Source organism: Methylobacterium carpenticola (assembly GCF_042748905.1).
Taxonomy (GTDB): Bacteria; Pseudomonadota; Alphaproteobacteria; order Rhizobiales; family Beijerinckiaceae; genus Methylobacterium; species Methylobacterium carpenticola.
Window position 1 is genome coordinate 2,995,688 of record NZ_JBHZEO010000001.1, and the last position, 11,373, is coordinate 3,007,060.

At 70.7% G+C, this 11,373-nt stretch carries 13 protein-coding genes; 4 read left to right on the forward strand and 9 right to left on the reverse strand.

Annotated features, from left to right (window positions below):
• Positions 1 to 161: 161 nt before the first annotated feature.
• The 3 genes from ACE101_RS14165 to ndk form a co-directional block, all read right to left on the reverse strand.
• A complete protein-coding gene (locus ACE101_RS14165) occupies positions 162 to 518 on the reverse strand; it encodes a hypothetical protein (RefSeq protein WP_379130428.1) in 357 nt (118 codons plus the stop codon).
• Positions 519 to 622: 104 nt separating this feature from the next.
• Positions 623 to 2,722 carry a molybdopterin oxidoreductase family protein gene (locus tag ACE101_RS14170; protein WP_379130430.1) on the reverse strand — a complete coding sequence of 700 codons (2,100 nt, stop codon included), beginning with the start codon at positions 2,720 to 2,722 and terminating at the stop codon, positions 623 to 625.
• 30 nt (positions 2,723 to 2,752) lie between these two features.
• Complete coding sequence (ndk, locus tag ACE101_RS14175; protein ID WP_379130433.1) at positions 2,753 to 3,175, reverse strand: nucleoside-diphosphate kinase; 423 nt, start codon at positions 3,173 to 3,175, stop codon at positions 2,753 to 2,755.
• Between the two features lie 325 nt (positions 3,176 to 3,500).
• Between ndk and ACE101_RS14180 the strand changes: the two genes are divergently transcribed.
• Complete coding sequence (locus ACE101_RS14180; RefSeq protein ID WP_379130436.1) at positions 3,501 to 4,004, forward strand: DUF2147 domain-containing protein; 504 nt, start codon at positions 3,501 to 3,503, stop codon at positions 4,002 to 4,004.
• Positions 4,005 to 4,127: 123 nt separating this feature from the next.
• On the opposite strand, the gene ACE101_RS14185 is transcribed toward ACE101_RS14180, so the two are convergent.
• A complete protein-coding gene (locus ACE101_RS14185; protein ID WP_379130439.1) occupies positions 4,128 to 4,796 on the reverse strand; it encodes a glutathione S-transferase family protein in 669 nt (222 codons plus the stop codon).
• A 245-nt stretch (positions 4,797 to 5,041) separates the two neighbouring features.
• On the opposite strand from ACE101_RS14185, the gene ACE101_RS14190 reads away from it, so the two are divergent.
• Together ACE101_RS14190 and ACE101_RS14195 are read left to right on the forward strand one after the other, a co-directional pair.
• A complete protein-coding gene (locus tag ACE101_RS14190; protein WP_379130442.1) occupies positions 5,042 to 5,287 on the forward strand; it encodes a hypothetical protein in 246 nt (81 codons plus the stop codon).
• A 338-nt stretch (positions 5,288 to 5,625) separates the two neighbouring features.
• A complete protein-coding gene (locus ACE101_RS14195; RefSeq protein WP_379130444.1) occupies positions 5,626 to 6,051 on the forward strand; it encodes a DUF4345 domain-containing protein in 426 nt (141 codons plus the stop codon).
• A 10-nt stretch (positions 6,052 to 6,061) separates the two neighbouring features.
• Here ACE101_RS14195 and ACE101_RS14200 read toward each other — a convergent pair whose 3' ends face one another.
• The 3 genes from ACE101_RS14200 to ACE101_RS14210 all read right to left on the reverse strand — a co-directional run bounded on the left by ACE101_RS14200 (position 6,062) and on the right by ACE101_RS14210 (position 8,950).
• The gene (locus ACE101_RS14200; RefSeq protein ID WP_379130446.1) at positions 6,062 to 6,466 is read right to left on the reverse strand and encodes a DUF2147 domain-containing protein; all 405 of its coding nucleotides are present in this window, start codon (positions 6,464 to 6,466) and stop codon (positions 6,062 to 6,064) included.
• A 50-nt stretch (positions 6,467 to 6,516) separates the two neighbouring features.
• Positions 6,517 to 7,674, reverse strand: coding sequence for a zinc-binding dehydrogenase (locus ACE101_RS14205; protein WP_379130448.1), 1,158 nt, complete (start codon positions 7,672 to 7,674; stop codon positions 6,517 to 6,519).
• Between the two features lie 460 nt (positions 7,675 to 8,134).
• A complete protein-coding gene (locus tag ACE101_RS14210; RefSeq protein ID WP_379130451.1) occupies positions 8,135 to 8,950 on the reverse strand; it encodes a universal stress protein in 816 nt (271 codons plus the stop codon).
• A gap of 337 nt (positions 8,951 to 9,287) precedes the next feature.
• On the opposite strand from ACE101_RS14210, the gene ACE101_RS14215 reads away from it, so the two are divergent.
• Positions 9,288 to 9,506 (forward strand): hypothetical protein, encoded by a 219-nt coding sequence (locus ACE101_RS14215; RefSeq protein ID WP_379130454.1) that lies wholly within the window; start codon positions 9,288 to 9,290, stop codon positions 9,504 to 9,506.
• Between the two features lie 385 nt (positions 9,507 to 9,891).
• Here the strand turns inward: ACE101_RS14215 and ACE101_RS14220 are convergent, their stop codons facing one another.
• Both ACE101_RS14220 and ACE101_RS14225 read right to left on the reverse strand, forming a co-directional pair.
• Positions 9,892 to 10,674, reverse strand: a complete 783-nt coding sequence (locus tag ACE101_RS14220; protein ID WP_379130457.1) for a SapC family protein — start codon at positions 10,672 to 10,674, stop codon at positions 9,892 to 9,894.
• 58 nt (positions 10,675 to 10,732) lie between these two features.
• The gene (locus ACE101_RS14225; protein WP_379130459.1) at positions 10,733 to 11,362 is read right to left on the reverse strand and encodes an invasion associated locus B family protein; all 630 of its coding nucleotides are present in this window, start codon (positions 11,360 to 11,362) and stop codon (positions 10,733 to 10,735) included.
• Between the last annotated feature and the right edge of the window lie 11 nt (positions 11,363 to 11,373).

Consider the following 11,373-nt stretch of genomic DNA (forward strand, 5'->3'; position numbering starts at 1 on the left):
TTATGTTCGTTCGGGCGAGGACGCAAGCGGGAATCCGGGCGGAGGCATCCAAAGGATGCGGGATGACAGCTGCCCCCCGCCGCCAAGCTTCGCCCCGAAACGAAAAACCCCTCTCCCGGGCGGGGAGAGGGGTGGAACCGGTCGGGTCGTGGGCCGGAGGTCTAGATCGGCCGCGGCAGCTTGCAGCTGTCGAGGGCGCCGAGGGCCTTGGCGCGCGCCGAATCGTTGAAGTAGCCGGTCGTCCGGTAGGCGTCGAGCTCGGAGGCGTCCAGCGCCCGCAGGGTTGCCTTGGCGTAGCAGCCGCAGGGGCGGTCGAGCGCGGACTCGGCGGCGTTCTGAAGGCGGGCCTGAACCACCGCGCAGGCGTTGCGGACGCGGCTCTCGAGTTCGCTCTTGGGCGCCGTGCGCAGGGCCGGATCGGGCTGGTAGGTTTCGAGGGGAGCCGAGGTGCCGCCCGCCATGGCGGCGGTGGCGCCGAGGGCCAGGAGGCCGGCGGCGAGAGCAATGCGGATGCGCATGGAATCGTGGTCCGGTGAGCGGAAAGCGTGACCGTTGGACGCCCATCCTCGGGGCGGCGCAAGGGCGCCTGCGCCACACCCCGGCGAAATCCCGAACCCGCCCCTCAGGCGGCGAGCGGCGCGATCGCCACGTGGTTGTCGTGGAAGGCCGCCCCGCCGAACGGGGCCGGCGCGTCGGCGCCCGTCAGCGTGTTGATGCCGCGGCCGTCCGGATAGGCGTCGTTCGGCCAGATCGATTCCGCGATGAGGACGCCGCGCCGCACGCCCGCGAACAGGGTCGCCCGCAGCGTCACTGCGCCGAGGGCGTTGCTGAGCCGCACCCAGGCCCCCTCCCCGATCCCGTGCGCGGCGGCGTCCTCCGGGTGGATCATCACCGTCGGATGCCGCTCCTTGGCGAGCGAGGTCGGCGTCTCGGTGAAGGTCGAATTGAGGAAGTTGCGCGCCGGGCTGGTGGCGAGGCGGAAGGGGTGCTCGGGCGTCGCCAGCTTGAGCGGCGCCTCCCAATGGTCCGGCAGGGCCGGCAGGTGGTCGGCCGGACCGCGCGGCCCGTCATGCGCGATCGGCACCGCGCTCCAGTCGGGCCGGAAGCGGAAGCGCCCGTCGGCATGGCCGAAGCCGTCGAGGTAATGGGCGCGCTCGAAGGGCGGCTGCGCGTCGAGCACGCCGTCCGCCGCCTCCATCGCCGCGAGCGTGCCGCGGCCGGAGGCCCGCAGCGTCGCGTCGATGAGGTCGCGCGGCGTCATGGCGAAGCCCGGATGCTCGGCGCCGACGCGCGCGGCGAGGGCCGCCACCACCTCGTGGTTCGAGCGGCACTGGCCCGGCGGCGGGATCCGCCGCAGGCCGAGCTGGACGTGCTGGTGGCCGCCGCTGGTGTAGACGTCGTCGTGCTCCAGGAACATGGTGGCGGGCAAAACGAGATCGGCCATGCGGGCGGTCTCGGTCATGAACTGCTCGTGGACGCAGACGAACAGGTCCTCGCGGGCGAAGCCCCGCTTCACCGCCTCCTGCTCGGGCGCGACCGAGACCGGGTTGGTGTTCTGGATCAGCATGGCGGTGACGGGCGGACCGCCCCGCAGCGCCTCCGCATCCCCGGTGAGCACCCGCCCGATCTGCGACTGGTCGAGCACCCGCACCTCGGGACGGCGGCGATCGAGGCCCTCGATCAGGCGCTTGTCGAGCCCGTAGATGCCGCTGTTGGAGTGGAAGGCGCCGCCGCCCGGATGCCGCCACGCTCCCGTCACCGCCGGGATGCAGAGGGCCGCATGCATGTTCACGGCGCCGTTGCGGCTGCGCGCGAAGCCGTAGCCGAGCCGGAAGAAGCTGCGCTTGGTCGTGCCGACGAGGCGGGCGAAGGCCTCGATCTCGGCGACGGTGAGGCCGGTGATCGCGGCGGCCCAGGCGGGATCGCGCGGGCGCAGATGCGCCTCGAGGTCGTCCGGGCAATCGGTGTAGCGGGCGAGATAGTCGTGGTCGGCGAGGCCGTCGCGGAAGAGCACGTGCATCACCGCGCAGGCGAGCGCGCCGTCCGTCCCCGGCCGCAGCAGCAGGGGCATGTCCGCCTGCTTCATGGTCGGGTTGTCGTAGATGTCCACGGCGACGATGCGGGCGCCGCGGGCCTTCCGCGCCGCCAGAGCGTGGGTCATCACGTTGACCTGGGTGTGCACCGGATTGGTGCCCCAGATCACCACGCAGTCGCTCTCGGCCATCTCGCGCGGGTCCGAGCCCGCGAGCCGGCCGGTGCCGGCGACGTAGCCCGACCACGCGAGCGTGGTGCAGATGGTGGAATACTGGCCGGAATAGCCCTTGGCATGGCGCAGCCGGTTGATGCCGTCGCGCATCACCAGCCCCATCGTGCCCGCGTAGTAGTAGGGCCAGACGGCTTCCGCCCCGTGGGCGGCCTCCGCCTCGAGGAAGGCCTCGGCCGTGCGGTCGAGGGCCTCGTCCCAGGAGATCGGGGCGAAGAGCCCCGACCCCTTCGGGCCGGTGCGGATCAGCGGCTGCGTCAGCCGGTCCGGGTGATGGATCCGCTCGGCGTAGCGGGCGACCTTCGCGCAGACGACGCCGGCCGTGTAGCTGTGGCGGGCGGAGCCGCGCACCCGGCCGATCGCCGTCCCGTCGATCACCTCGACGTCGAGGGCGCAGACCGAGGGACAATCATGCGGACAGGTGGAGGTCCGCCGCTCGATCCGCGCCTGTGCCGTCACCCGTCCGCCTCCGATTCGATCGGCCGGAGTTTAGCCGACGATGTCCTTCTCGTCGAAGAACTGGGCGATCTCGAGCTTGGCGTTGTCGAGGCTGTCGGAGCCGTGCACCGAATTCTCGCCCACCGAGAGGGCGAACTTCTTGCGGATGGTGCCCTCGGCGGCCTGGGCCGGGTTCGTGGCGCCCATCACCTCACGGTACTTGGCGACGGCGTTCTCGCCCTCCAGCACCTGCACGACCACCGGGCCGGAGGTCATGAAGGAGACGAGCTCGCCGTAGAACGGGCGCTCGGCATGGACCTCGTAGAACTTCTTCGCCTGGGCGTCCGACATGCGGATGCGGCGCTGGGCGACGATGCGCAGGCCCGCCTCCTCGATCACCGCGTTGATGGCGCCGGTGAGGTTCCGGGCGGTGGCGTCCGGCTTCAGGATGGAGAAGGTGCGCTCGATGGCCATCGGTCGATCCGTCAGGAGTCAGGAGAAAGGCGTGGCGGGACGGCCGGATGCCGCCCGCGGCGCCGGGCTTATAGCGGCGCCCCGACTCGCCCTCAAGCGCGACGGCGCCCGTGCCCGGGACAAATGCTCGGGCGCGCCTGTCCAGGGCAATGCTGCGTCTTCGCCGCAACGCCGTCGAAAAATCGCCCGAAAGCCGGGGCTTTTGATGCGCATCGCGGCCTTTCGGCCACGCTCGGAGCGTCTCGGCGCCCCGGGCACCGACGTGATGATCCGCCAGCGGAGGCCCGGAGGGGGGCGCCGCCGCGGATGCAAGGGAGAATCGCGCATGCGTTCCATCCGGACCCCCGCCCTCACCGCGTTCCTGCTCCTCGCCGGCACGGCCGCGCAGGCAGGCACCGACCCCTCCGGCACATGGCTGACCGAGGACGGCCGGGCGAAGATCAAGGTCGAGCGCTGCGGCCCCGGCGGCGCTCATGCCTGCGGCACGGTCGTCTGGCTGAAGACCCCGCTCAACGACCACGGCCAGCCGCGCACCGACATCAAGAACCCGGATCCGAAGAAGCGCAGCCGCCCGGTGATCGGCCTCCAGCTCATGGACGGCCTCAAGCCGGAGGATGCGGGCTACAAGGGCCAGATCTACAACGCCGAGGAAGGCAAGTTCTACGAGGTGACGATCGCCCGCGAGAGCGCCTCGGAACTCTCGGTGTCGGGCTGCCTGCTCAAGGTCCTGTGCGGCTCGCAGACCTGGACCAAGGCCCCCGACGAGGTGGCCCAGGCCGCCCCGCGCCCGGCGGCGAAGCCGGCCCCCGCCAAGACCGTTTCGCCCTGACGGCGAGACCCGTCTCGCCCTGACGACGGCCGGCCCGGGCAGGATCGCGCCGGGCCATTCGGCGCAGGATCTTGGTTTCGCATCGTTGTCTGCGCTGACCGCTTCGGCGAAGGCTGCCGGGGATCAGGCGGAGGCGGCCGCCTCCTCCGGCTCCGGCCGCAGCTTGAAGCCGCGCAGCACCGCCGGGCGCGCCTTCACCGCGTCGAGCCAGCGACCGACATGCGGGAATTCCGTGATGTCCTGGCCCTGGCGCTCCCACAGCTTCGCCCAGGTCACGATCGCGATGTCGGCGATGGTGAATGCGTCGCCGGCCACGTAGGCGTGGCGCGCGAGCTGGGCGTCGAGCACGCCGTAGAGCCGCCGCGCCTCGGCCGTGAACTTCTCGATCGCGTAGGGGATCTTGTCCGAGGCGTAGATGCGGAAATGGTGGGTCTGGCCGAGCGTCGGCCCGAAATTCGAGGCCTGCCAGAACAGCCAGATGTCGACCGCCATCCGCGCCCGCTCCTCGCTCGGATAGAACCGACCGACCTTGCGGGCGAGGTACTGCAGGATGGCGTTCGACTCGTAGACCGTGATCGGCCCCCCGCCCGGCCCGTCGCGATCGACGATGACCGGGATCTTCCCGTGCGGCGAAACGGCGAGGAAGTCCGCCGAGCGCTGCACCCCCTTGCCGATGTTCACCGGGATCATGCGGTAGGGCAGCGCGCACTCCTCCAGCATGATCGAGGCCTTCCAGCCGTTCGGCGTCGTCCAGTAGTAGAGGTCGATCGGCGGAGCCGTGACAGCCGACATGCGTGCCCTCGCGCGAGCGTGGAACGGGTCTAGGGACGGCGGAGCTTAACCAGACAACCGCCGGGATTGTGAAGCGAAAACGTTGCCGAGCATCGAAAAGCTGCGGCGGAAATGTGACGGGCGCGACTTTTCCGGGCCGTGGCACCGCACCCTCGCGCGATGCCGGATTGTCTGCCGTTGCGTCATCGGCTGAGATGACGCTACGTCCGCCGCGCCGCTGCGGGCCATCCAGCAGGATCCCTCGCATGCCGAACCGCCTCCTTCTCGCGGCCGTTGCGGTCGCGCTTCTCGCCTCCGCGCTCCCCGCGAGCGCCCAGCCATCCGCCGCGACGGCGGAGCCGACCGTGAAGGGCTTGGCCGCCCGTGAGCGGCAGAAGGCGTGCGGGGCCGAATGGCGGGCCCTCTCCGCCGCCGAGAAGGCCGCGCAAGGACCGAAATGGCCGCAATATTTCAGCAAATGCGTGAAGCGGCTGAAGGAGCAGAAGGCCTGAGCCGGTCTTCGGGACCCCGTTCCGCAAGCCGCATGGCGGCGAGCGCGGCGCGCGGCATCGCGCCGCGTCGCGGACCGGCGCTGCATCGCGCAGCGCGACGCGACCGATCGGCCGTCGCCTCATGCGGGTCGGATGCCGGATGATACGGTTTCCGGAAGATCACTTTCGGAAACCGTATCACGAGCCCGCGCGGCGCCTGAGCGAGGCCGGTTTCCGCATCGCGAAGCGATCATCCGGAAACCGTATGAGACCGATGATCGGATCCGCGATCATCGGCCCTCGACGCAACCGGGACCGTCGCGGCGGATTGGGGAATCGGAACCCGAGAGGATCGACCCATGGAGAGGGAACGGCAGCTGCTCCAGCGGGTGGTTGCGGTGGCGGCCCTCGTGCCGGCGGCGGGCGGGCTCTACGGCGTGCTGTTCGGGGCCGCGGGAATCGCTGGCGCCCCCGTCGGCGTCTCGGTCGACAGCCATTTCCGCTACCTGTCGGGCCTGCTGCTCGGGATCGGCATCCTGTTCTGGTCGACGGTGCCGGCCATCGAGGAGCGTACGCGCCTGTTCCGGTTCCTCACCCTGGTCGTGGTGCTCGGCGGCCTCGGCCGCCTGCTCGGCCTGTGGCTGACGGGCGTGCCCTCCGCGACCATGCTCGGGGCCCTCGCCATCGAACTCGTCGTCACCCCGCTGCTCTGCCTCTGGCAGACCCGCGTGGCGAATCTCGCGCGGGAACGGGGCGGCGTCGCGGCCCCCAGCCGCGACGCCTGAGACCTGACGGTCAATTGACCCGCGACCACATCTGCTTCTTGCAGAAGAGACCGCCCAGCACGCAGCCGGAGAGTTCGAGGGTGTTCGCACTCTTCATCGCGAGCTTGCCCGTGTAGGTCTTCCCGTCGCGGAAATTGTAGAGCGATCCCTCCCAGCCTTCCGTCGTCGGCCGCATGTCGCGCGACAGCGCGACCCCGATGAGGCTGCGCGCGCGCAACGAAGGATCGGGGTTGTTCACGTCCTTGGTCTCGCCGGTCAGGATCTTCGCGATGGTGCCGCAATAGCCCTCGCCGCAGCGGGCGATGCGGATCTGAGCGTCGCGGCCGGGCGTGAGCCAGGTGCCGCTCGGATCGGTCAGCGGTTGGGCGAAGGCCGGTGCGGTGAGCGCCAGCAGGGCAACCAGTCCTCGGTACACGGGGGCATCTCCTTGTCGGCGCGACGGGCGATCCCGGCCGCCGCTCCTCGTCAGGTCACGAGATCGGGAAACGGGACGATGGTGGATTTCACGGTGCGCATGGCCATGGCGTCCGCCACGGCGGCACCGACGCCGTCCTGGGTGAAGGGATAGAGGGTCTGCATCTCCAGCCAGGGATACTTCGCGCGCGCCCGATAGAGCATGTCGACGCCGAGCGGCAAGTCGTTCCCCGTGAAGGCCCAGGAGCCGAGGACGGTGAGGTCCTTGGCGCAGATGCGGTGCCACGAGGTCTCGATCGAGCCCGCATCCGTGAACTGGCCCATCTCCACGTAGGTGCCCCCGTCCCGCAGGAACTCGATGCCCTCCGGCCCGGCGGACGGATGCCCGGAGCAGTCCATCACCAGATCGGCTCCGAAGCCGCCCACGATCTCGCGCACGCGGGCGATGCGCGCCTCCGGCGTCGTCACCTGGGTGATGTCGATGGTGGCCTCGGCGCCGAACTTGCGGGCGAGCGCGAGCCGCGGCTCCTCGGGCGCCCCGACGCAGATGACGCGGCCGGCGCCCATCTCCTGAGCGGCCGCCACCGCCAGGATGCCGATCGGCCCCGAGCCCTGGATCACCACCGTGTCGCCCCACCGGAACCCGCCCGCCTTCACGGCGCGGTTGAAGGCGCGGATGCAGGAGGTGAGCGGCTCGGCGAGCGCTCCGAGCCGCAGGTTCATGTCGTCCGGCAGCTTGTAGACCTTCGTCCCGGGCAGCATGTCGAGATCGACATAGACGTATTCGGCGAAGCCGCCCCACAGGTGCGGCGCCTTGTCGAAGCCCAGATAGCGTCCGTAATAGACGGGCGTCAGGCATTTGTTGGCCTGCTCCGGGTAGTGGACGCAGTAATAGCAATGCCCGCAGGGCATCAGCGGTGGGATCATCACCTTCGAGCCGACCTGAAGCGGCTTCTCCATGAAGTCGGCGGTGAATTCCTCGCCCTTCTCGACGATGACGCCGCCGATCTCGTGGCCGAGGGTGAAGGGCCAGGGCAGCGGCTTGGGCCAATGGCCCTTAAGGATGTGCTGATCGGTGCCACAGACCCCGCACGCGCCGATCTTGATGAGGGCGGCCCGGCGCGGAACCGCGGGCCAGGGGACGCTGCGGATCTCCGGCGGGGCCCCGGGACCGTCGAAGGTCGCAACCCGGATGGCGGGCTTGGTCATCGGCGTCTCCTCCTTGTCGCGGCGGACGGGTCGAGCCGTCCGCAGGGTGATCGTAGCAGGCGATCGCCCGAGAAATCTCCCTTGACCTTCCGCGGGCACGGGATCAGGCTCTCCCTGCTCCGGCCGTGAGGAACCAGCCGCCGGAGCGCACGGCGCGGAGGAAGGCATGACGCCACCGACGAGACGTGCCGCGAGGATCGCCCCGGAGACCGCCCGGACCGGCGCGTAGCGGCGACACACGGACGACTGGGTGGAAGCGGCCCCGGGGGCCAGAGCCCACGGCATCGGCGCGCGGCTCGACGCAGCGATTCCCCACCTCAGCCGCTTCCGCTTTGGTTTTCAGGTCGAACGACACCTCGGTACGGCTGCCGCGCACGAGCAGCTTCAGGCCCTCCGGCCTCGGAGAAGGCCGACCCCATCCCCTCCATCTCTGCGGCCGGAACGAGCCCCAACGATCCCCTCAGTGGGACATCAGGACGGGCAGGGTCATCGAGCGGAGCATGCTGCGGCTGGCACCGCCCAGGATCGCCTCGCGCAGATGCGAATGGCCGTAGGCACCCATCACCAGCAGATCGGCGCTCCTGTCGGCGGCATGCGAGAGCAGCGCCTCGGCGACCGGCAGCGTCGCGGGCAGAACCTGGAAGCCGGCATCGATGCCGTGCCGCGCGAGGTGCCGGATCAGGCATCGGCGCATCTCGGCGGATGGCGGCTCGGCCGCGACCGTCACGGCCTCGACCCGATGGGCGCGCTGCAGCAGCGGCAGGGCATCGCCGAGCGCGCGGGCGGCGGTGGCGCTGCCGTCCCAGGCCACGATGGCGGAGGTCAACGCAGGGGGCCGCGCCTGGATGTAGGGCACGACCAATGTCGGGCGGCCGGAGGTGAGCAGCACGGTATCGAGATGGGCGTCAGCGGGCTTGGGCCGCTCCGGATCAGCCTGCTCGATGACGACGAGGTCGGCGGTGCGCGTCCAGGCCACGAGGCGCTCCGTCGCCGCGCGCGCCTCCTCGCAGATCACGGCCGTCTCGCAGGACAGGCCCTCGTCCCGGGCAGCCCGGGCGACGCTTTCCGCGACCGCTCCCGCCTGCGCACGGGCCGTGCTCCGCGCCGAGGCGATCAGGTCGTAGGACACGTCCGCGCAGGCATAGGTCCCGAACGGAAGGAGGGGCAGCACGCTCACCGCGGAGAGCGAGGCGCCCAGATCGGCCGCGAGCGCGATCGCGCAGGGCGTCGCACGCTCGCCCGCCCCGTCGACGACGACCACCACATCCTTGAGCATGGATCCGCTCCGTCCTGCCGCGCTGGAGCATTTTCCGACGAAGCGGCTCCCGGGTCGTCGCAGAAAATGCGGTAAAATCAAAGATCTAGAGCGGCGCTCGAGTGCAACGTGATCGGGCGCCACTCTAGCAGGATTCCGCGAAGCCCGTCGATCGACATTGATTCAGCGCAAGCACGCCACGGCATGTGGGCCTCGCGACCGGCGCCCGCCGCGGTCTCGATGATGTCGGTCCCGAACGGCCCGGTTCTGTTGCGCTGGCTGGTTCTCTTGCGCTGGATCAATGTGCGCCGGATCGGTCCGGACGAAGAAAGAGATCGTCTCGCCATGGAGTGATCGCATGCGCACCTTTGCGGTCGAGTTTCACAAGACCGTGTCCGACGGCACGGGGCATGACCGCCGCGTTCTGCAATGGCGATGCCTGATCCGCGCACCGTCCGCGGGCCGCGCCGGCACGAATGCCAAGGCGATGCTGTGCGCCCGACTGGGCGTTGCCGATTGGCAGATGCGGGCCGACAGCTGCGCGGTTCGCCCGGTCGCCGAGCGCCGGATCGCCTGATGGGCGGCCCGCAAGCCTCGCCCTGAACATGTCTCCCGCCCGGGATCGAGGCGCGCGGCCGCGGACGACGGAGGTCGAGCCGACCATCGCCACGATGATCACGGGGATCGCATGGATCGTGCGCTGAGCAATCGAGCCGGCGCGCCGGACTGCGCGGCTCGTCTGGTGCTCGACCGCATGGCTCGGGTACCGTCTTCAGGCGCAACGCCGCCGCGCCCCTCTCGGCGATCGATGACGGCGACCGACACGATCCGGAGGAAGCGCCATGGCGCAGGCTCAGAACGACGGCGCGTCGCATCGCTCACGGTTGGCTGCCGCACCGCCCCCGGCGACGGCCGCGCGAGACGCGCAGGCTGCGGACGAGACCGGAGTGGTCCCCGGAGGATTACGCCACCCCGGCCGCGGGCTGGGCAGCCGCGTCGAGCAGGACCTGCCAGCTCAGCTGCGAGGCCAAGTGCAGCACGACGAGGTCGAGCCAGCCGCGGTCGTGGAATTCGTTCACCACCGCCGCCGGCAGGGCCCGGAACGCCGTCTCGTCCACCGTCCGGAAACCCTCCACCCGCAGTTGACTCGCATCCGCGGCGCCGGTGTCCGCCAGCCTGACCTGTGCGGCTTTCTCCGCCAGGAGCCCGTGCTCGACGAGCGCCGCCGCGAAGGTCTGCGTCGCCGCATGATCGCGGGCGAACTCGTCGCAGAATGCCATCGCGGCGCGCGCCGACTCCGTCGGACCGCCAGTCTCGTCGAACAACGGGTCGGCCTCGTCCTCCGCCGCGTCGAGGCTGATCAGGTCGCTCGTCCCGTCGATCCCCAGCATCGAGGGGCCTCCGTTCTCGACCGCGATGCCGATGAACGGGTAGCGCCGCAGATAGGCCGGAACGTAGCGGCCGGGGCTCCAGCCGCCCTCCGCCGTCACGAACAGGTTGCGGCCTGCCGCCAACCCGGTCACCGCCAGCGGCATCGCCCCCGCATCGCTGGCGAACACGATCGGGTAATGCCGCCCCGCCACCGCGAATTCGCCGGCGGTCAGCGGGATCGCCGCAGCCCCCGCCGCGAAGCGGAAGCTGCGGCTCGGGCGCAGGCCGAGCGTGCGGTGTTCGGGGAAGCGCAGCAGCGTCGGGGCGCCGTAGAACGGCGGCAGGGCCGCGGCGGGAAACGGTGTCGACGTCATGGAATCGATCTCGAAAGGGAGGGATGGGGCGGCGATGCGAAGGCAGGCCGGACCGTGATCAGCGCGGCTTGAGCGCCGCGTCGAGGGCAGCGATGAAGCCCCGGAACGAGAACGGGAGGCTCACCGGGCGGCGTGCGCCGTCCTCGAACTGGATGCTGCCGTTGCCCGAGGCCGCGCGCAGGCTCTGCTCCAGCGCCTTGTCGACGTCGAGCTCGGCAAAGCAGGCCTGAAGGCAGCGCTTGAACTCCATCGCCACCGGCACCGCCTTCTCGCCAGTTTGCAGCTTGGCTCCGGCCGGCAGCCACAGCCCGGCCGGCAGCTGCACCACCACCCGCAAGGGGCCGTCCGCCGCCAGCCGGCCGATGGCGATCACGGCGACCGGGGCCGACTGGCCCTGCACCTGGATCGTCTGCGTCGCCTCGCAGATCCGGGCCGCCGAGGGCGGCGTCACGCAGCGCACCAGCCAATCCTGATAGGTCGCCGTGGTCACCTCCGGCTCCGTACTGCCGGCCGGCGCCGCCTTGCCGGGAGCCGTCCCGGCCTGAGCCATGGTCACCGGCGCCTTCTCGGCGCTGCCGGCGGGGGCCGCCAGGACCGGCGCCGCCAGGACGGCCGTGATCGCTGCGGCCGGGATCATCGTCTCACGGAGCCCCGCACCGACGAGCCGCTTCACTCCGATTGTCATCATGTCTCTCGATC

What these genes read in the sequence shown, in the direction of transcription:
- ACE101_RS14165 (WP_379130428.1), bottom strand. Translation starts at nt 518, where the DNA reads ATGCGCATCCGCATTGCTCTCGCCGCCGGCCTCCTGGCCCTCGGCGCC.
- ACE101_RS14180 (WP_379130436.1), top strand. Translation starts at nt 3,501, where the DNA reads ATGCGTTCCATCCGGACCCCCGCCCTCACCGCGTTCCTGCTCCTCGCC.
- ACE101_RS14195 (WP_379130444.1), top strand. Translation starts at nt 5,626, where the DNA reads ATGGAGAGGGAACGGCAGCTGCTCCAGCGGGTGGTTGCGGTGGCGGCC.
- ndk (WP_379130433.1), bottom strand. Translation starts at nt 3,175, where the DNA reads ATGGCCATCGAGCGCACCTTCTCCATCCTGAAGCCGGACGCCACCGCC.
- ACE101_RS14215 (WP_379130454.1), top strand. Translation starts at nt 9,288, where the DNA reads ATGCGCACCTTTGCGGTCGAGTTTCACAAGACCGTGTCCGACGGCACG.
- ACE101_RS14210 (WP_379130451.1), bottom strand. Translation starts at nt 8,950, where the DNA reads ATGCTCAAGGATGTGGTGGTCGTCGTCGACGGGGCGGGCGAGCGTGCG.
- ACE101_RS14190 (WP_379130442.1), top strand. Translation starts at nt 5,042, where the DNA reads ATGCCGAACCGCCTCCTTCTCGCGGCCGTTGCGGTCGCGCTTCTCGCC.
- ACE101_RS14225 (WP_379130459.1), bottom strand. Translation starts at nt 11,362, where the DNA reads ATGATGACAATCGGAGTGAAGCGGCTCGTCGGTGCGGGGCTCCGTGAG.
- ACE101_RS14185 (WP_379130439.1), bottom strand. Translation starts at nt 4,796, where the DNA reads ATGTCGGCTGTCACGGCTCCGCCGATCGACCTCTACTACTGGACGACG.
- ACE101_RS14205 (WP_379130448.1), bottom strand. Translation starts at nt 7,674, where the DNA reads ATGACCAAGCCCGCCATCCGGGTTGCGACCTTCGACGGTCCCGGGGCC.
- ACE101_RS14220 (WP_379130457.1), bottom strand. Translation starts at nt 10,674, where the DNA reads ATGACGTCGACACCGTTTCCCGCCGCGGCCCTGCCGCCGTTCTACGGC.